This window comes from Paraburkholderia sp. CHISQ3, assembly GCF_030464945.1.
In the GTDB taxonomy this organism is placed as follows: Bacteria; Pseudomonadota; Gammaproteobacteria; order Burkholderiales; family Burkholderiaceae; genus Paraburkholderia; species Paraburkholderia megapolitana.
The window spans coordinates 240,386-258,501 of record NZ_JALPRG010000007.1; the positions used below are offsets into that span (position 1 = coordinate 240,386).

The 18,116-nt window shown below is 59.5% G+C and carries 17 protein-coding genes; 11 read left to right on the plus strand and 6 right to left on the minus strand.

The genetic code is table 11. The features are described from left to right. Window positions 1-38: 38 nt before the first annotated feature. Window positions 39-1,901 (minus strand): acyl-CoA dehydrogenase, encoded by a 1,863-nt coding sequence (locus M0D65_RS18570; RefSeq protein WP_266254166.1) that lies wholly within the window; start codon window positions 1,899-1,901, stop codon window positions 39-41. 269 nt (window positions 1,902-2,170) lie between these two features. Between M0D65_RS18570 and M0D65_RS18575 the strand changes: the two genes are divergently transcribed. Continuing rightward, window positions 2,171-2,962 carry a PhzF family phenazine biosynthesis protein gene (locus tag M0D65_RS18575; RefSeq protein ID WP_266253983.1) on the plus strand — a complete coding sequence of 264 codons (792 nt, stop codon included), beginning with the start codon at window positions 2,171-2,173 and terminating at the stop codon, window positions 2,960-2,962. A gap of 22 nt (window positions 2,963-2,984) precedes the next feature. Here M0D65_RS18575 and M0D65_RS18580 read toward each other — a convergent pair whose 3' ends face one another. From M0D65_RS18580 to M0D65_RS18590, 3 genes are all read right to left on the minus strand, one after another. After that, on the minus strand, window positions 2,985-3,386 hold the full coding sequence (locus M0D65_RS18580; RefSeq protein WP_266254167.1) for a hypothetical protein: 402 nt from the start codon (window positions 3,384-3,386) through the stop codon (window positions 2,985-2,987). An 87-nt stretch (window positions 3,387-3,473) separates the two neighbouring features. After that, on the minus strand, window positions 3,474-4,331 hold the full coding sequence (locus M0D65_RS18585) for an SDR family oxidoreductase (protein ID WP_266253984.1): 858 nt from the start codon (window positions 4,329-4,331) through the stop codon (window positions 3,474-3,476). A gap of 40 nt (window positions 4,332-4,371) precedes the next feature. Next, window positions 4,372-5,076, minus strand: a complete 705-nt coding sequence (locus M0D65_RS18590; RefSeq protein WP_266253985.1) for a GNAT family N-acetyltransferase — start codon at window positions 5,074-5,076, stop codon at window positions 4,372-4,374. 149 nt (window positions 5,077-5,225) lie between these two features. Between M0D65_RS18590 and M0D65_RS18595 the strand changes: the two genes are divergently transcribed. From M0D65_RS18595 to M0D65_RS18605, 3 genes are all read left to right on the plus strand, one after another. Next, entirely contained in the window at window positions 5,226-6,191 is a 966-nt protein-coding gene (locus tag M0D65_RS18595; RefSeq protein WP_266253986.1) for a GlxA family transcriptional regulator, read from the plus strand. Between the two features lie 51 nt (window positions 6,192-6,242). Continuing rightward, window positions 6,243-8,147 (plus strand): S9 family peptidase, encoded by a 1,905-nt coding sequence (locus M0D65_RS18600; protein ID WP_266253987.1) that lies wholly within the window; start codon window positions 6,243-6,245, stop codon window positions 8,145-8,147. A 209-nt stretch (window positions 8,148-8,356) separates the two neighbouring features. After that, complete coding sequence (locus M0D65_RS18605; protein ID WP_266253988.1) at window positions 8,357-8,761, plus strand: glyoxalase superfamily protein; 405 nt, start codon at window positions 8,357-8,359, stop codon at window positions 8,759-8,761. An 85-nt stretch (window positions 8,762-8,846) separates the two neighbouring features. On the opposite strand, the gene M0D65_RS18610 is transcribed toward M0D65_RS18605, so the two are convergent. Beyond that, window positions 8,847-9,968 carry an NAD(P)/FAD-dependent oxidoreductase gene (locus M0D65_RS18610; protein ID WP_266253989.1) on the minus strand — a complete coding sequence of 374 codons (1,122 nt, stop codon included), beginning with the start codon at window positions 9,966-9,968 and terminating at the stop codon, window positions 8,847-8,849. Window positions 9,969-10,076: 108 nt separating this feature from the next. Here M0D65_RS18610 and M0D65_RS18615 point away from each other — a divergent pair, with 108 nt between their 5' ends. The 5 genes from M0D65_RS18615 (at window position 10,077) to M0D65_RS18635 (ending at window position 13,815) form a co-directional block, all read left to right on the plus strand. After that, on the plus strand, window positions 10,077-10,757 hold the full coding sequence (locus tag M0D65_RS18615; protein WP_266253990.1) for a TetR/AcrR family transcriptional regulator: 681 nt from the start codon (window positions 10,077-10,079) through the stop codon (window positions 10,755-10,757). A 33-nt stretch (window positions 10,758-10,790) separates the two neighbouring features. Then, window positions 10,791-11,216, plus strand: a complete 426-nt coding sequence (locus tag M0D65_RS18620) for a hypothetical protein (RefSeq protein ID WP_266253991.1) — start codon at window positions 10,791-10,793, stop codon at window positions 11,214-11,216. 15 nt (window positions 11,217-11,231) lie between these two features. After that, entirely contained in the window at window positions 11,232-11,684 is a 453-nt protein-coding gene (locus M0D65_RS18625; protein WP_266253992.1) for a GNAT family N-acetyltransferase, read from the plus strand. A gap of 60 nt (window positions 11,685-11,744) precedes the next feature. Then, window positions 11,745-12,263, plus strand: a complete 519-nt coding sequence (locus tag M0D65_RS18630; RefSeq protein ID WP_266253993.1) for a GNAT family N-acetyltransferase — start codon at window positions 11,745-11,747, stop codon at window positions 12,261-12,263. Between the two features lie 106 nt (window positions 12,264-12,369). Then, window positions 12,370-13,815, plus strand: a complete 1,446-nt coding sequence (locus M0D65_RS18635) for a serine hydrolase (protein ID WP_266253994.1) — start codon at window positions 12,370-12,372, stop codon at window positions 13,813-13,815. Window positions 13,816-13,895: 80 nt separating this feature from the next. On the opposite strand, the gene M0D65_RS18640 is transcribed toward M0D65_RS18635, so the two are convergent. Beyond that, window positions 13,896-15,092 (minus strand): SGNH/GDSL hydrolase family protein, encoded by a 1,197-nt coding sequence (locus tag M0D65_RS18640; RefSeq protein ID WP_266253995.1) that lies wholly within the window; start codon window positions 15,090-15,092, stop codon window positions 13,896-13,898. A 484-nt stretch (window positions 15,093-15,576) separates the two neighbouring features. On the opposite strand from M0D65_RS18640, the gene M0D65_RS18645 reads away from it, so the two are divergent. Continuing rightward, window positions 15,577-17,049, plus strand: coding sequence for a circularly permuted type 2 ATP-grasp protein (locus tag M0D65_RS18645; RefSeq protein ID WP_266253996.1), 1,473 nt, complete (start codon window positions 15,577-15,579; stop codon window positions 17,047-17,049). A gap of 64 nt (window positions 17,050-17,113) precedes the next feature. Further along, window positions 17,114-18,115, plus strand: coding sequence for an alpha-E domain-containing protein (locus M0D65_RS18650; RefSeq protein WP_266253997.1), 1,002 nt, complete (start codon window positions 17,114-17,116; stop codon window positions 18,113-18,115). Window position 18,116 lies beyond the last annotated feature (1 nt).

An 18,116-nucleotide genomic window follows, 5' to 3' on the forward strand; every position in this document is an offset into this window, starting at 1 on the left:
TGGGGTCGCTTGAGAATCACGGTTTTAGAAACGCGGCCTTAGAACCACGCGTCCTGCATGTCGAGTGTCGTTCGATCGAGCGAGGCCAGCAGATCGAACTGCGGGCCGGTCTTCGGCAATTCCCAATGGAAGAAATAGCGTGCAGCCGCGAGCTTGCCTTGATAGAAACTCGCTTCGTCACCTTCGGCTTTCTCGGTTTTCGCGAGTGCTGCTGCCGCGACGATTGCCTGCTCGAGCCAGATCCACGACAGCACAATGTGGCCGAACGCTTCGAGGTAGATCGTCGCATTGGCGAGCGTCAACTGTGGGTCGCCGGTTTGCCATAGCGCCTGCGTGACGGTGGCGAGTCGCTTCATGGCCGCGTCGAGTGCCTGCGCCTGCGCTTCCTGTTCGGGGTGACCGCTTTCAATCGCTCGCCTGATCGCCGTGCCGATACGCTGACCGAGTAGCTTGAACGCCGCGCCGTCCTGCATCACGACCTTGCGGCCGAGCAGATCCATACCGTGGATGCCGTCAGTGCCTTCGTGAATCGGATTCAAGCGGTTATCGCGGTAGAACTGCTCGACGTTGTATTCGCGCGTATAGCCATAACCGCCGTGGATCTGGATCGCGAGATCGTTTGCGTGCAGGCACCACTTCGACGGCCAGCTCTTGGCGATTGGCGTGAGGATTTCAAGCAGCAGCGATGCTTGCTTTAACGCACTGTCGTCGGCGGCGCTCAGCTCTTCGTCGACCAGCCGCGCGCAATACAGATTCAATCCGATTGCACCTTCCACATAGGCCTTTTGTGCGAGCAGCATGCGACGCACATCGGCGTGTTCGACGAGCTTCACCTGCGGGCTGGCCGGATCTTTCCCTGCCGTGCCGATCGATCGTCCCTGCGGACGATTGCGCGCATAGTCGAGCGAATGCAGATAGCCCGTCGAACCGAGCATGGCCGCGCCCATGCCGACGCCGATCCGCATCTCGTTCATCATCACGAACATGGCCGACAAACCTTTGTGCGGTTCGCCCACCAGATAGCCGATTGCGCCGCTCTTGCCGCCCGGCCGATACTTCGTGCCTTCGCCGAAATTCAACAGACAGTTGGTGGTGCCGCGATAACCCATCTTGTGATTCAGACCCGCTAGCACGACATCGTTATGCTCGCCGCGCGCACCGTCCGCATCGACGACAAACTTCGGCACGATGAAGAGCGAGATGCCTTTTACGCCTGGAATCAGCTTGCCGTCCGGCCCCGGAATTTTGGCCAGCACGAGATGCACGATGTTGTCGGACAGTTCGTGTTCGCCGGCGGAGATCCACATCTTGTTGCCGGTCAAACGATACTGCGGGCCAAACGGCGAATCGCCATCGGCCTGTGCGCGCGTCACGATGTCGGACAGCGAGGAGCCGGCCTGCGGTTCCGACAGGCACATCGTGCCGAACCAGCGTCCTTCCAGTTGCGGTTTCGCGAACGTGTCGATTTGCGCCGGCGTGCCGTGCGCGAGCAGCAACGTCGTGTTTGCCACGGTCAGGAACGGGTAGGACGCGGTGCCGCAATTGGCCGCCGTGAACATGCCGAAGCAGGCCTTGCCGATCACAGTCGGCAGTTGCATGCCGCCGACCTCGTAATCGCGGCTCGATGCAATCAATCCGCTTGCGCTGAAAGCATCGAGCGCTGTCTTGACCTCGGGAATGATGTGAACGTGATCGCCGTCGAAGTGCGGTTCCTGCTGATCGTTTTTCTTGTTGTGCGTGGCGAACAGTTCGGTGGCCATGCGTTCGCTGGTATCGAGCGTCGCGTCGAACGTTTCACGCGAATGATCCGCGAAGCGCGGGCGTTGCGTCAGCGTTTCGACATCGAGCCATTCATATAACTGAAAGGCGAGGTCGCGCCGGGAAAGCAGCATGGAAGGCATCGGGTCTGCACTCACAAGGGAAGAGATCGTCATCACACGGCACCCGTCACAGCTTCTGCCGAATCGTCATGCCATGCACGGGCCGTACTTTGCGCAGTGGAACAAGGATACACAAATAATAGTACGGTCGTTTCTTTTTTGGCAAGGCGGACCGCGGGATCGGGAGTCGGCACGGCTTTAGCGGCACGTTGGAACGCTAGAATGGCGCACTTATGCGCGTTCTACAGCTTCCCGATGCGCCGGCGACAACTCGCGAGACTCGACCCACGATGAATACTCACCGCATGCTTTGCTTTGGCCGTACCGATGCGAGCGGCAACGCTGCGATCGTCGTCGAGGATTTCGCTTTGAGTGAATCAGAACGGCTGGAGTTTGCCCGTCGACAAGACGCCGCTGCGACGGTGTTCGTAACAACCGATGCTGCCGGCGACATCGTGCTCGATTACTACTATCCGCATACCCGTAGCCCGCTTTGCCTGCATGCAACGCTTGCGGCGAGCGCCGTGTTGTTTGAGCGGAACCCGGACAGCGCACGGATTCAGTTCGTCACGAGCATGCATCGACAGGTTCTCGAAGTCGAACGTACCGACGACAACATCTTGATCGGCTTGAAGCCGCAGCGCTGTCCGGAGCTGAACGTCGATCTCGCGGAAACAGCACAGCTACTTCGTGCGAAACCGATCGAACTGATGGGTATGCCGAGGCTTGCGTCGGTGGGCAGCGCAAAGCTGCTGGTGGAAGTGGCGAATCAATCGGCGTTGCAGGCGTTGCGCCCCGATCTCGCTGCCATTGCCGCGTGGAGCCGCGCACACGGCGTGTCGGGCCTCTATGCCTATTGCGGTCTTGCCGACGATGTCTATGCGGGCCGCAACTTCAATCATCTCGAGCCGTGTCTCGAAGACGCGGCGACAGGTGTGGCGGTGGGGGCACTCGCGGTATTGCTGAAGCGAAGCATTACGCTGCTACAAGGCGATGCGCTTGGTCAGCCTTGCACGCTCGCTGCCCGGTATCTGGATGGGGCGGTTCAGGTTGGCGGACGTGCGACAAGTAGCTCAGTGTAACTAGCGCTAAGAGTGACGACTGTCACTCATCACATCGCACATCCTGCTTGGGCACGGCAATAATGATCGGGTACGTTCCGCGCTCGAGTTCGACGCGCGCGACTACGGACGTCGTCGTGCTGTCGCTGTCGTCGTACACGCTGACCTTCTCATTGCGAAGGCTGGTGATGCCGGTACAGTCGGTCGCGCGACCCTCGTCGGAAATCTTGCATTGAATCGGATTTTCCGTGATGTAGCGAATCTGGTCTCTGCTGCGCGTCGCCAGGTATTCGCGCACGCTTTGTACCGATCCACCCACGCCAGTGACATAGCCAATAGCGCATTGTCGTTGGGACGTATCGCTGCTTCCGGATGCCTGGGCGTTCGCGGCCACACTGGTGGCTGCGAGAATCGCTGCGAGTGTCGATGCAAGTAGAAATCTCATGGCGCAAATCACGGTTGTCGGATCGAAGTGTCCGATTGTAATGGCATCCTGTCCGTGAGGTGCGAAAGCGCCGATCTCGCTCAAGGTTCAAGCTTCGGCGAGTTGTCCGAGACCGAGGCCTTCCAGCAACTGCGCCTGGACCGACGCAGCTTGAGCATTGATGACGTCCGTGCCGAATGACTGTCCCACTACCAGACGTGCAGGACGTTTGCCGTCTGGTTGCTCGACGACCTGTGCAATCGCTTCGGCTACGTCATGCGGGTTCGGCGCGTTGTCGCTTTTGAACAGCTCCATCAAGGTTTCCACCATCTTGCCTGGAATCGCACCGATTTCACCGTACCCGAGACTGCGTGCGGTGTCGCTGGGCGACTGGGCGCTCGCAAAAATGTTCGTCGGATAGTTGCTCGGCTGGATGAGCACTACGTCGATGCCCAACTTCGATAACTCATAGCGATAGCTGTCGGTCAGTGCTTCGATCGCAAACTTCGACGCGCCATAGAGACCGAAAAAAGGAAACGTTACGCGGCCAAGAATCGAGCCGACATTGATCACCAGGCCGCGCCCGTGTTGCCTGAAAGCTGGCAACACGGCTCTTAGCATCCGTTGGACGCCGAATACGTTGACATCGAAGAGTGCGCGTACCTGCTCGGTCGTGAACGCTTCGGAGATACCCGCTGAGCCGATGCCTGCATTGTTGACGAGGACATCGAGATGTCCAGCCTTTGCGAACACGGAAGCCACGCCATGCTCGACGGAAGCTTCGTCTGTCACGTCCAGTTCGACGACATGAATACCTCTGGTTTGCAAGGCATCGGCATGGGGCCGGTTACGCCCGCCGATATCGCGCATGGATGCGAATACCTGGTGTCCGGCACCGGCGAGTGTTTCCGCCGTATCGCGGCCAAAGCCGCTGCTAGCCCCGGTAATAAGAATGTTTTTAGACATGACGACTTCCTTCTACTTGCTGGTTTTATAGAACGGCGGCTTAACGCGGACCGGCATGTCCGACGCGAGTAAGGTGGAACGTACGACGCAAGCTGAAGCCAAGACGCTCATACAGCCCAATTGCTGACGCGTTGTGGCTGAAGACATGCAGAAACGGTGTTTCTCCGCGTTGCTCGATCTCACTGCGCAAGACATTCATGAGTCGACCCGCAAGGCCGCGTCCGCGGTAGTCGTCGTCTACGCACACGGCGCTGATCTCGACGTATCCGGCGATATGCATCCGTTCGCCGGCCATCGCAATGAGACGCCCGTGGTCGCGGATGCCGATGTAATTGCCCATCTCGTGCGTTCGCTTGCCAAAAGGTCCGGGCTTGGTCTTCTGCGTCAGATCGAGCATGTCTTTCGCATCCGCGTTACCCAGCCGGATAACATCCCCGTTGTCTGCATGTGTTGCTTCACCGTGCGACGCGATCATCTGATGGATGACGCCCACGGGCGTTATCTGTAGCCCGTCGATTGCATCGATCGGTTCCGCGGAATGCAGGAGCGCAGCCTGTTCCTGAGGCAGTAGTAGCTGGCGCAGTGCCTCGTATGCGTCGGGTGTTTCGGATGCCGGCGCAGCAAACGGCGCGACATCGGGGTGGTATCGACGGGCAAGCGCGTCGCCATACCCGAGGTGCGCCTGGTTCGTCGTGAGTGCCGCCCAGATCGGACGGTCGAGTTCAGCCTGTATCGAATGATTCATGCTATCTCCGCGCGCAGGCGCAGCTGTGTTCCAACGGATTGATCGAATGTCCGACCCGGGCATCGACCTGGCGGCATTGCTACGCAGTCTAGACTTCTACCTGGAGCGGGGCTATAGTCGTAAATGACATTAATAGAGGTATTTGCGACATGAGAGTGGCCATCCTCGCGCTGGACGGACTGTTCGATACCGGGCTCACGGTGTTTCTCGATACCTTCGCAATGGCCAACGAACAGGCCGCAGCCCAGGGGTTCCCTGCACCGCCCTTCGACGTACGCGTGGTAGGGGTGCGCAGACGCATTCGCACCGCGCACGGGCTGTCGACAGCGGTCGAACTGGCCAGCACCATCGGTCGTCCGGATTGGGTCGTGGTGCCTGCGCCGAGTGTCCGGCAGCCCGATCGCCTGATCGAGGCGCTGGCGCGTCGCGATACGCTCGATGCGATGGCGGCCCTTCGTGCGTGGCACGCTGACGGCGTCAGCGTCGCGGCGGCCTGCATCGGGACTTTTCTGCTAGCCGAGGCCGGGCTTCTGGACAATCGCGAGGCGACGACGACGTGGTCGCTGGCGCCTTTTTTCCGGCAACGCTATCCGGCCGTCAAACTGGATGATTCGCGCATGGTCGTCGCTTCGCAAAGCGTGGTCACCGCGGGTTCCGCGATGGGGCATCTCGATCTTGCGCTATGGCTGCTGCGCCAAACGAGTCCTGAACTTGCGACGCTCGTTGCGCGTCTCATGCTGATCGACAAGCGTTCGTCGCAGGCCGAATACATCATCCCCGATCATCTCGCGCATGCCGATCCACTGGTCGAGCGATTCGAGCGATGGGCGCGCGATAATCTTTCGGTGGGTTTTTCGCTGCAGGCAGCGGCGAGTGCGTTGTCCGTTGGGCCGCGCACGTTGCAGCGTCGTACCGAGGCCGTGCTTGGCAAGTCACCGCTGGCGTTCTTCCAGGACCTGCGTATCGAACGGGCGCAGAACCTCGTTTCGATTGGCTACGATATCGAGAAGATTGCAAGCGAGGTGGGCTATGCCGACTCGGCGACATTGCGGACTTTGCTGCGTCGAAGGCTTGGGCGTGGGGTGCGGGAGCTTCGGGCGGAGATGCAGCGGTAGGCGCGCACGTGGCCATCGACAGGTTCAAACACAGTTTTCGTGGAGGTACGTATGGTTTCTGAAGATCGTCAAAACGCTAAGAGTAACGGCGGCGCAGTCAAGCAGTACCCGGTACGCGACTTCTTCCGCAGACCAGACAAGCATGCGTTCACCATCGCGCCCGATGGGCGGCACCTCGCCTTTCTCGCGCTACACGTGGGCCGCCAGAACATATTTGTGCAAGGGATCGATGCCGAAGGCTCTCCCGTAGGCGAACCAAGGCCCTTGACCAGCGAGACGGAACGCGACGTGCCGGATCATGCATGGAAGGGCAACGGTCAGATTCTGTTCGTCAAAGACTTTGGCGGCGACGAGAACTTCCACGTACTTTCGGTTCCGATCGACGGCGGCGAACCGCGCGATCTGACGCCATTCGATGGAGTCAGGGCCAGCATTGTCGATGAACTCCGGGACGACGACCGCCACATCCTGATCGAGATGAATCGTCGCGATCCGCAGGTCTTCGACGTTTTCCGTGTCGACGTTTTGACGGGTGAGCTAACGCAGATCGCGGAGAACCCGGGCAATGTCACGGGCTGGATGACGGATCACGATGGACGGTTGCGCGTCGCGATCGCTACTGACGGCGTGAACAACACATTGCTCTATCGCGACCTCGAAACAGAGCCTTTTCGCGCCATTCTGACAACCGGCTTCCGCGAGACCGTCGCGCCGTTGTTCTTCACGTTCGACAACAAGCAGATCTACGTTATGTCGAACCGGGGGCGCGACAAAACCGCCATTTTCGAGTTCGATCCGCAAACAGCTAAGGAAGGCACATTGCTGTTCGAGGCCGCGCATGTCGATGTGGGTGGGCTCAGGTATTCGGAACATCGACGCGTGCTGACAGCTGCGTTTTATATCGACGATCGGATTCATCGTCATTTCTTCGACAGCAAAACTCGGGACATCAGAGCAGATCTCGAACGTCAGTTACCGGATCAGGAAGTCGCCGTCGTAAGCAACACGCGCGACGAATCGCGCGCAATCGTGCATGCCACTAGCAATCGATCGCCCGGTTCGGTCTGGATCTACGACATCGAGCGACGGCGCCTCGCGAGGCTGGCTGACATGGCGCCATGGCTCGACGCTAACGATATGGTGCCAATGCTGCCGATTCATTTCACAGCACGCGATGGCCTGCAGATCAACGGCTATCTGACGTTACCGGCAGGGTTCGAACTTGGGCAGACATTCGCCGAGCCGTTGCCGCTGATCGTCAATCCGCATGGTGGCCCCTGGGCGAGAGACATGTGGGGTTTCAATGCCGAAGCGCAGTTGCTTGCGAATCGTGGCTATGCGGTGCTTCAGGTCAACTTCCGCGGTTCGACGGGATATGGGCGCGCGTTCTGGGAGGCCAGTTTCGGGCAATGGGGCCGCGCGATGCAGAACGATATCGATGACGGTGTTGACTGGCTCGTGTCGCAAGGGATCGTCGATCCGGCGCGGGTCGGGATCTACGGGGGAAGTTATGGTGGCTATGCAACGCTTGCGGGCGTCGCCTTTACCCCGGATCGATACGCGGCTGCCGTTAGCTATGTCGGTGTATCGAACCTCTTCAGTTTTCTCGAATCGGTGCCACCGTATTGGGAGCCGATGCGCGCCATGCTGTACGAGATGATCGATGATCCGCGGACTGAAGAGGGCAAGCGCGCATTGCACAATGCGTCGCCGCTATTCTTCGCGGACAAGATCGTGACGCCGCTCCTCGTCGCGCAAGGCGCCAACGATCCGCGAGTCAAACAGGCCGAGAGCGATCAGATCGTCGCTGCCTTGCGCGCACGTGGCGTCGACGTGAAATACATTCTCAAGGAAAACGAAGGGCACGGTTTTCATAACGAGGAGAATCGGTTCGAGTTCTATGAAGCGATGGATGCGTTCTTTGCCGAGCATATTGGCGGGGCATCGAGGAAGTAATCGGGCCTGCGCCACCCGCAATTCATGATCGCGAGCGGGTGTCGCTTCGAGGTTTTCGGACGCTTTGACTTTCTGATATCGTTTTCAACGCGCCGCAGATCCTGTCGCGCAACACCTGCCGTGCGGACACCGCTCCGCCTGACGAGACTACGCAGCCCTGTAAGCACTGCCTTGCAAGCTGCCTCTGGCTCATTCGATGGAGCATCGATATGGAAACCACGTTGTCCGCGCCGCATGGCGTCAGTTTCGGAAGACTCGCACCGGGTCTCGGGGTTCAGGACCTCAACCGAAGTCTCCAGTTCTACTGCGGTGTGTTGGGGTTCAACAAGGTATTCGAGAACGGAAATCCTGTCGGCTTCGTCATTCTTAAGAAGGACAAGGCTGAACTGCATCTATCGTTGAACAAGAACCATAAGGCATCCGTCGATAACGTCGCGCACCTTATGGTCGAAGACGCAGCCGCCCTTTACAGGTATTGCACGGCGCAGAACGTTCGAATCATCAAGTCGTTGCGCGATGCCGATTTCGGGCTTCGGTGTTTCGTGCTGGCCGATCCCGATGGGAATCGCATCGATATCGGCGAGGTTCTGCCTAACCCTCGCGTCGAGGTTTGATCGATGGCTGACATCCTGATCGTTGGGGCCGGCCCGACAAACACTAGCTGACGAAAGCTCTCCGGCAGCACGGTTATCCGACGCGCTATTGCCGAGTGAAGAAGTCAACCAGGCTCTGAGGCGCGTTGTCGCCGAAGCACATCTTGATGACCCGGCTAGCCTCCGCAGCCTCGGCAGCACTGCGGGGAAAGAGGTCCTTCTCATACGCGAGAAGCGCGGCTTCAATATCGCGAGGGTTGGCGGCAATGGCCCTGGCGAGTTCAGCGCCGTCATACATGGCGAGGTTGGCGCCTTCGCCAGACGGGATCATCAGGTGCGCTGCATCGCCAAGCAGTGTCACCCCCGGTACACGATCCCATTTGTGCTCGACCGGGAGCGCAAAAATCGGACGAGGCACAGGAGCAGTTTCGCCATCGGTGATGAGCGCTGTCAGCGCCGGTGCCCAGCCGTCGAATTCCGCGGCGACGAGGGCGAGGGCAGTCGCGGAGTCGGAGAAAAACAGGCAGGCAATCCAGTCTTCGGGCTTATTCAACGCTACGTAGGTGTGCAGCACGCCGTTGGGTTCGCGATGTGCCTGAATACCCTTTCCGGGCGCTAGCGCAAACAGCGAGCCGCTACCCACCGCTTGCGCGCTTGCCGCGTGATGCGTGTCGCTGTCGAACAGATATGTCTCGATGAACGAGACGCCGGCATAGACCGGTTTAGCCTCGGAAAGAAGCGGTCGAACCTTCGACCAGGCGCCATCGGCACCGACAAGAAGATCGCTCGTCACCGTCGATCCGTCTGCAAACGTCAACATGTGTCGCCCACCGCCGAGCGAAGTTGCCGCTGTGACCTTGTGTCCCCAGCGGACCGTACCGGCAGGAAGTGACTCAAGCAGAATCCGGCGGAGTTCTCCTCGGGGTACCTCGGGTCGACCGCCTGTGCCGTCGTCGGGCTCGTCGTACAGGACGTTGCCGTCCTTATCGAGTACGCGCGTTGCCTCGCCGCCAGGGTGAATGATTTCGTGAAATTTATCGAAGAGTCCCGCCGCCTTGAGCGCGGGCTGCCCGTTGTTTTCGTGGATGTCGAGCATACCGCCCTGGGCTCGCGCGTTCTCCGACGCGTCCGCTTCATAGACCGTCGCAGCAATGCCGTGGACGTGGAGGACGCGGGCGAGCATCAGCCCACCGAGCCCCGCCCCAACGATCGCAATTGAAGTATTCATTCTGATTCCATGAGAGTGCAGATTGCCAGGAGATTTGCTGCCGATCACCTATGGAACGACATTCCATGCTAATGTTGGAACAACATTCCATACGTGTCAAGACGAGACATGGTTAAAAAAGCACGCAATACGCAACGACGGGAAGAATCGCTCTCGCGGGATCAGATCATCGAGACCGCGATTGCGCTTCTGGATAGCGGCGGAGAGAGCGGGTTGACGTTCCGCGCGTTGTCCGAGCAACTCGCCACCGGTCCGGGGGCGATTTATGGGCACATCGCGAGCAAGAGCGACCTACTGATCGCTGCCAGCGACGCTATCGTCGCCGGCGCAATGGACGCATCTGTGGATAGCGCGACGCCCGAGGCGACCATTCGCGCAGTCGCGCTGGGTATGTTCGATGCGATCGATGCGCATCCGTGGGTTGGTTCGGCGCTAACACGAGCTCCGGGGAAGTTGCCGGCGGTGCGCATTCTCGAACGCATAGGTCAGCAGCTTCGCGCGCTTGGCGTGCCGGACGAAGAACAGTGGGTAACGGTGTCGGCGTTGTTGAGCTACATCCTGGGTGTCGGTGGGCAGAACGCGGCGAACACGCACCTCGCGCTGGAGCAGGAGACCGACAGGTCCGACTTTCTGGATGAGGTGGCGACCATGTGGTCCGAACTCGATCCGGATGAGTACCCGTTCACCCGCAGCGTAGCTGGGCAGTTGCGCACGCATGACGACAGGGTTGATTTTCTCGCGGGGATCGATCTGATCCTTCGGGGGATTGAAGCGGCGCGCGATCGATGACAATCCAGGGTGTACCAGCGACGTATTGACGACATGGACGAATTCGAAATATATCGATCGGACTTCTACAAACTGAGCCAGGCGTACAGCTTCCGCTTGCCGGGCTATCTGATCCTAGAGTCTCTCTTGCCGCTCACTGAGTTTGGCGACCTTCCGCCTGCCGCCGATGCAGATCTGGCGAAATGTTTTCGTGTCGCGGAGCGACTTCTTAACGCGTTACTGCTTCCCGAACGCATCTACTTCTCGCGGTTCGGTGAGACGACTCAAGCTATACATTTCCACGTCGTGCCACGCACCGCAGAAATTGCGCGAAGGTATTGCCACCCGGCGGCTGTCACTCCTGGGCTTAACGGTGCAGAAATCATGAGCTGGATATGGGCCAATCATGGTGACCTCGACTACTCGGACGCGGACATTCGTGAATTTATTCGCTCTGCGCGGCAATATCTCCAAGCCTGACGCTAGAAAACCCGAATGAACATAACCTACAAAGCAACCACAACTGCCGACGCCGACGCACTCGTCGAAATCCGCATCCTCGCGATGAGAGAAAGCCTTGAGCGCATCGGCCGGTTCGACGCACAGCGTGCGCGCAACCGGTTTCTCGCTTCCTTCGATCCGTCGCTATGCCGCTACATCGTTGCCGACGGAACAACGGTCGGTTTCGTCGTAGTCAGGCCAATGCCCGATCACATTCTTCTCGATCATCTCTATGTACTTCCGGAGCACCAGGGTAAAGGCATCGGCGCTTCGGTGCTGCGAGACGTTGTGGCAGATGCGAACTCGAAATCGATGCCAATCAAAGTCGGCGCCTTGCGCGGCAGTGACTCGAACCGTTTCTATCAACGAAATGGTTTCGTCAAAGTGGATGAAGGAGAATGGGATATCTACTACGTCCGTGCTGCTGGTCCGGAGGCCACACTGTAGGCGAGTACCCTGAGCGCAGAAGTAGCATGTGCAAACAGGTCTTCACACAGGAACCCGCAAGTGAATAACGATCAAGTGGTAATCAAACCATTGACGATAGATGACGCCGATGCATTCAAGGCACTCCGTCTGCACGCCATTCAGGATGCGCCCGCATCGTTCTGGCCGACTTACGAAGAGGAAGCGCGGCTTGCTGTGGAAGATGTTCGCAACCGGATTCGACCGACAGAAAACCAGGTTGTGTTCGGCGCTTTTAGCGGCAACGCGCTGATCGGTATCACCGGCTTACGGCGCGAATCGCTTGAGAAGATCACTCATAACGCCACCTTGTGGGGCGTATTCGTTGAACCCGAGTGGCGTAGAAGTGGCGTCGCCCGCAGGTTGCTCGAAGCGGCCGTTGCCCATGCTCGCGAGACTCAGGTGCTGCAAATCCGGCTCTTCGTGCACACGGAAAATCCGCGCGCGCAACAGTTGTATCGATCGGTTGGGTTTATCCCTTACGGCATCGAACAGCGTGCGATCCGTGTCGGAGACCGGTTTTATGACGAAGAGCATATGATGCTGCGCCTGGATGAATAAGAGCGAGCCCACACAACCGCGTTGAGCCAACGTCGACGGTCACTTGCCGACGTTCGCTAGAGTGGTCTAAATTGCGGCAAGCCCATCGACGCAGGAACGAGCCTCTATGTCCAATCCAGACACTTCTCGGTTGCCTAAGGACGCACATGACCACGTCGAGACCGAAAATGCTCATATCGAGGGGCTCGCAACTGAGCTCCTGAATGCAATTAACTCGTTCAGCCGTCAGTCGATACGGAATTTCTTAGTTAATAACACCAATCTCCCAACCTCAAACGACTCGCTTGTCGATGAATCTGTGGCGTGGCTACATGGTTTCGCGCGCCTATCCGGACGGCTCACCTTGCGCGAAATCGTGAGTCCGACGACCGACTCCCCTTGGGTCGTGAGGGTCGAGGACGCAGTCTATTCCCTGCCACACTTGATACACATTCAGATCCAGCCGGACGGCGGGGGCAAGATCATCGGATTGAATCTGCTTCCTGGTGAGTTGGAAGACGACCCGATCACGCTGGAAGCCGCGGTCGAACAAGGTCAGCGGCTTTGCGAAAGCGGTACGAAAGCCGATGTGTTTTCAGGAGCAGTACTGGTAGCCCGTGGGCCGGACATTCTCTTCGAATATGTGAGTGGTCACGCCGACAAGCGCCACAACACGCCAAACAACCTGGATACCAGGTTCAATCTTGGTTCGATAAACAAGATGTTCACTGCCATTGCCATTGCCATTGCTCAACTGGTCGAGCAGGGGCGACTCGGTTTTATGGACACCATCGACCGGTACATCGATGAAACGTGGCTCCCAGAATCGGTCACCAAAGAGATCACGGTTCATCATCTGCTGTCGCACAGTTCGGGCCTCGGAAGTTTTTTCAACGAGACATTCACCAATGGGTCGCGGGCGCGGTTTCGGAACATCGCGGACTACAAGCAACTCATTAAGGACGATCGCCCGTCGTTCACACCGGGAGAGCGCTTTGAGTACAGCAATACCGGGATGCTCCTGGCTGGGGTGATAGTCGAACGCGTAACGGGCGTGAGTTACTACGACTACGTACGCGATGCGATCTACGCGCCTTGTGGCATGAATCATACGGATTGCTTTGACATCGATGCACCGGTTCCCAACCTCGCCATGGGCTACATCCCGGAGATCATCGAAACGTCGATGCAAAGCGATCGTCCCTTCGTTCGCTGGCGCGAGAATATCTTCGAGCACGTTGCCAAAGGTGGGCCGGCCGGCGGCGGCTTTTCCACCGTGCGTGACCTGCGCCGCTTTGCTGACGCGCTTCTCGCCGATACCCTCGTTAGTCGGAGCATGCGTGACACGCTATGGACGGACCACTATGGCGCGGGATACGGATACGGATTCGAGGTCGTTCAGCATGCGGGCGAAAAATCTATCGGACATTCGGGCGGCTTCGCGGGTATCAGCGCAAGCTTCCTGGTCGGCGTAGACACGGGTCTGGTCGAGGTCCTTCTGTCCAACCATGACGCGGGCGTGTTCGGGTTGGAACGATTCATCTACAGCACATTTGGCCGAGTTCGCTTTTAAGAGCTTGCACGATGACTTGGCATCTACACGTTCTGCTCGAGTATCCATTCACGAATTCTCCCCAAGCCTCACAACACCAATCACCCAACCGCAAAAGCCCCACCACCCCCAAACACCACCCTCGCAAACCGCTCGCCAATCCGACGGTGCGTAGCCCCATCCGGATGAAGCTGATCGGGAAGCGGCAACTCCGCGAAATCCCGTTGACCATAGAGCTCAAGTCCATCGAGGTAGTGCAGATGACGATCGTCGTCGGCGCGTTGCTCTACGATGCGCCGCAACTCATCCCGGATAACACCGAGCGTCAGCTTCCCGGCCTTGCGCTCAGCCGGATCGCCGGTCGCCCGAAACGACACTTTCCCGGAAGCCAAGGCCGTCATATCGAATGCGCCAGGCCCCGGCGTGTCTTCATGAATCGGGCAGTAGAGCGGCGAAATCACGAGCAGCGGTGTAACCGGATGGCCTTCGCGGATGGTATCGAGAAACCCATGCACCGCAGGGCCAAACGCACGTAGTCGCATCAGATCGGCATTGACCAGGTTGATACCGATCTTGAGGCTGATCAGATCAGCAGGCGTATCGCGCATGGCCCGGGCAGTAAACGGATCGAGCAACGCACTTCCGCCAAAGCCGAGATTGATCAGTTCCACGTCGCCGGCAAACGATGCATGCGCAGCCCAGGTCGCAGTCGGGCTGCCCGCGTTGGAACCATGGCTGATCGAACTGCCGTGATGTAGCCAGACTCTTCGGCCATCGCTGGAAACGGGCTCGACGGGCGCGTTGGTTCGTAGCGCGACGAGTTCGGTGGTTTCGTTATGCGGTAACCATATCTCGACGACTGCCTTCTCGTCACGGTCACGCTTGGCCACCACATCGGCGAACTTCACCGTCCCAACCGCACCCTGCCGACGCGACGCCGTGCCGGCAGCCATATCGATCGCCACGATATCGCCACCGTCCGCATTCCCCTGACCGACGAGCTTGCCAGCGATCAACAGGTCGTACACCCCCACCGGACGAGGCGGAACACCCGCGTAGACATAGCGGGTCGGCAGTACGTCGAGCTCGATTTCGGTTGCCTGCGTGCGGAAGACAAGGCGCACACCCGACGGCTGCGACTCCGCCATCGCCAGTTGTGGATCCGCACACTGGGCACGAGCCCGAGCAGGCAGGCGATGCGGCAACACCCCCCGGTCGGTGCGTTCGAGCTCGAGTGCACCGCGCACGAACTCCGCGGTAATCGGTGTCGTGATCCAGCGGCTCTGGTCGTTTGTCATATGATCGATGGCAGGTTGCGAGTGTGCGATGTTACCCGTGTGCCTCGCCGCGAAGAATGTGAAACCCCGATTCTGTGCGGATGCGGCATAGGTCGCACCGCAACGGTGCAAATCGCTGAGAGGCAATCCCAGCGCGGCGCTCGGTCTGCCGTGTTGTTTCATCGGCATGGAAGTTGCGTCGTACGAATCGGCGCCTGGTTGTCTAGTCGTCGCGACCGATACCGCCGTCGGTGCCGTGCAGGCACTCACCGGTAGCCAGGGTTTTTCGCGACAAGACGAAAGATGCATGCCCGTCTGGAGACGCGGTAGCATGCGTAAGTTCAGGATCGGGCGAATGAGTCATGACTGACCCGCTTCTGTCGTCGCGTGCAAGCGCGACGGGGTAGCGAGCCTCGATCGGAACCGCGTCAAGCGAGCGAGGGCGAGTGCAACCAGGAGATTGGAAGTCGCCACTTCGGTATGCACATCACATGGAAGACCGGTTATGACGCAAGCTTTCTTCAATGAAATGTTCCAGCGCTCCGAGATGCACGCGGCCGGCTTGCCGGCGGCGGCGTTTTCCGGAGCAGGCGATCCGCGCACGCACTATCGTGAGTTCTTTACGTGGATGTGCGGGCAGAGCGTCCAGCAGATCACCAACAAGCGCGCAGAGGCCGAACTCAACTTCCGGCGTGTCGGTATCACGTTCGCGGTGTATGGCGCGAAGGATGAAACCGGCGTCGGCACCGAGCGCACCATTCCATTCGATGTGATTCCACGCATCTTTCCCGCCGCGGAATGGGGCGCACTCGAACGCGGTCTACGTCAGCGCGTCAATGCGCTGAACCGCTTCATCCACGACATCTATCACGAGCAGAACATCATTCGGGCGGGCGTGATTCCCGCTGCGCAGATCACTGGCAATACGCAGTACCGGCCTGAAATGCGTGGTGTGAATGTCACGCGCGACATCTATGCGCACATAGCCGGCATCGACATCGTGCGTGCCGGTGAGGGCGAGTTCTACGTGCTGGAAGACAACTTGCGCGTGCCGTCGGGTGTGTCGTACATGCTCGAAAACCGCAAGATGATGATGCGGCTGTTTCCCGATCTGTTCTCGCGCAATCGCGTGGCGCCGGTCGCGCACTATCCGGACATGTTGCTCGATACGCTGCGCGCGGCGGCGCCCGAGGGTGTGGACAATCCGACCATCGTCGTGTTGACACCCGGCATGTACAACTCGGCGTATTTCGAGCACGCGTTTCTCGCGCAGCAGATGGGCATCGAACTCGTCGAAGGTCAGGATCTGTTCGTCGAGAACGACTACCTGTACATGCGCACGACCCAGGGGCCGCAGCGCGTCGACGTGATCTATCGGCGTGTCGATGACGACTTCCTCGACCCGTCGGTGTTCCGTTCCGATTCGACGCTGGGTGTCGCCGGTCTGATCGGTGCGTATCGCGCGGGCAATGTGACGCTGTGCAATGCGGTCGGTACCGGCGTCGCCGACGACAAATCAATCTATCCGTACGTGCCCGACATGGTGCGCTTCTACCTCGGTGAAGAGCCGATACTGAACAACGTGCCGACGTGGATGTGCCGCAAGCCCGACGATCTCAAGTACGTGCTCGATCATCTGCCGGAACTCGTCGTCAAGGAGACGCATGGTGCCGGTGGCTACGGCATGCTGGTCGGGCCGGCATCGACGCACGCGGAAATCGAAGCGTTCCGCGCCGCGCTGCTCGCGCAGCCGGACAAATACATCGCACAGCCGACGCTCTCGCTGTCCACCTGCCCGACCTACGTCGAGGCCGGCATCGCGCCGCGCCATATCGATCTGCGGCCATTCGTCCTGTCCGGGCACGAGGTGCGCATGGTGCCGGGCGGTCTCACGCGGGTCGCTTTGCGCGAGGGTTCGCTGGTCGTGAATTCGTCGCAGGGTGGCGGAACCAAGGACACCTGGGTACTGGAGCGCTAGGCCGCCGCGACCGCCGGCCGATCCGCGTACCAGTCCACGTCAACGAGAACTATCGGGAGCACCCATGCTGAGCCGTACCGCCGACCACCTCTTCTGGATGGCGCGCTATACCGAGCGTGCCGAAAACACCGCACGGATGCTCGATGCGAACTACCAGATGTCGCTGCTGCCCCAGTCCGACGAATACGCGGAACTGGGCTGGCGCGCGATGCTGTCGATCTCGGAACTGAGCGGCGTCTATGCCGCCGCGCACCAGGGCATGAAGAGCCACGACGTGATCGAGTTCATGTCGCGCGACCTGGCTAATCCGTCGTCGATTGTCAGTTGCCTGCGAGCCGCGCGCGAAAATGCGCGGGCCGTGCGCGGCTCGATCACCACCGAGCTATGGGAAACGCTCAACACGACGTGGCTCGACTGCCAGCGGTTGTTGCTCGACGGCATTCTCGAGCGCGATCCGTACGAATTCTTCGAATGGGTCAAGTTTCGCTCGCATCTGTCGCGCGGCGTGCAACTCGGCACGATGGTCAAGGACGATGCGTTCTACTTCATGCGGCTCGGTACGTTCATCGAGCGTGCGGACAACACCGCGCGGATTCTCGACGTGAAGTTCGAGATGCTCGAACAGCGTGCCGACACCTCGGCTCAATCGCTCGACTACTACCACTGGGCTGCGGTGCTGCGGTCGGTGTCGGGTTTCGAGGTGTATCGCAAGGTGTATCGCGATGTGATCACGCCTGAGCGCGTCGCCGGACTGCTGATCCTGAACGGCGACTGGCCGCGTTCGCTTGCCGCGAGCATGACGGAGGTCGGACAGATCGTCGAGCGTGTGACGAACGGCCGGTCGGAAGCGACGTCGCGGCTCGCCGCGCAGCTTTCCGCCGAACTGCGCAGCGCGCGTGTCGGCGACATTCTGGCCGGCGGTCTGCACGCGTATCTGGTCGACTTCCTCGCGCGCGTCAACGACCTGGCGAGCCGTGTGAGCCGCGATTTTCTGGTGCCGATTGCGGCCGAAACGGAGGCCGGCGCAGCCACGCAAACCCAGAGCCAGACGAGAGCTGCGGCGTGAA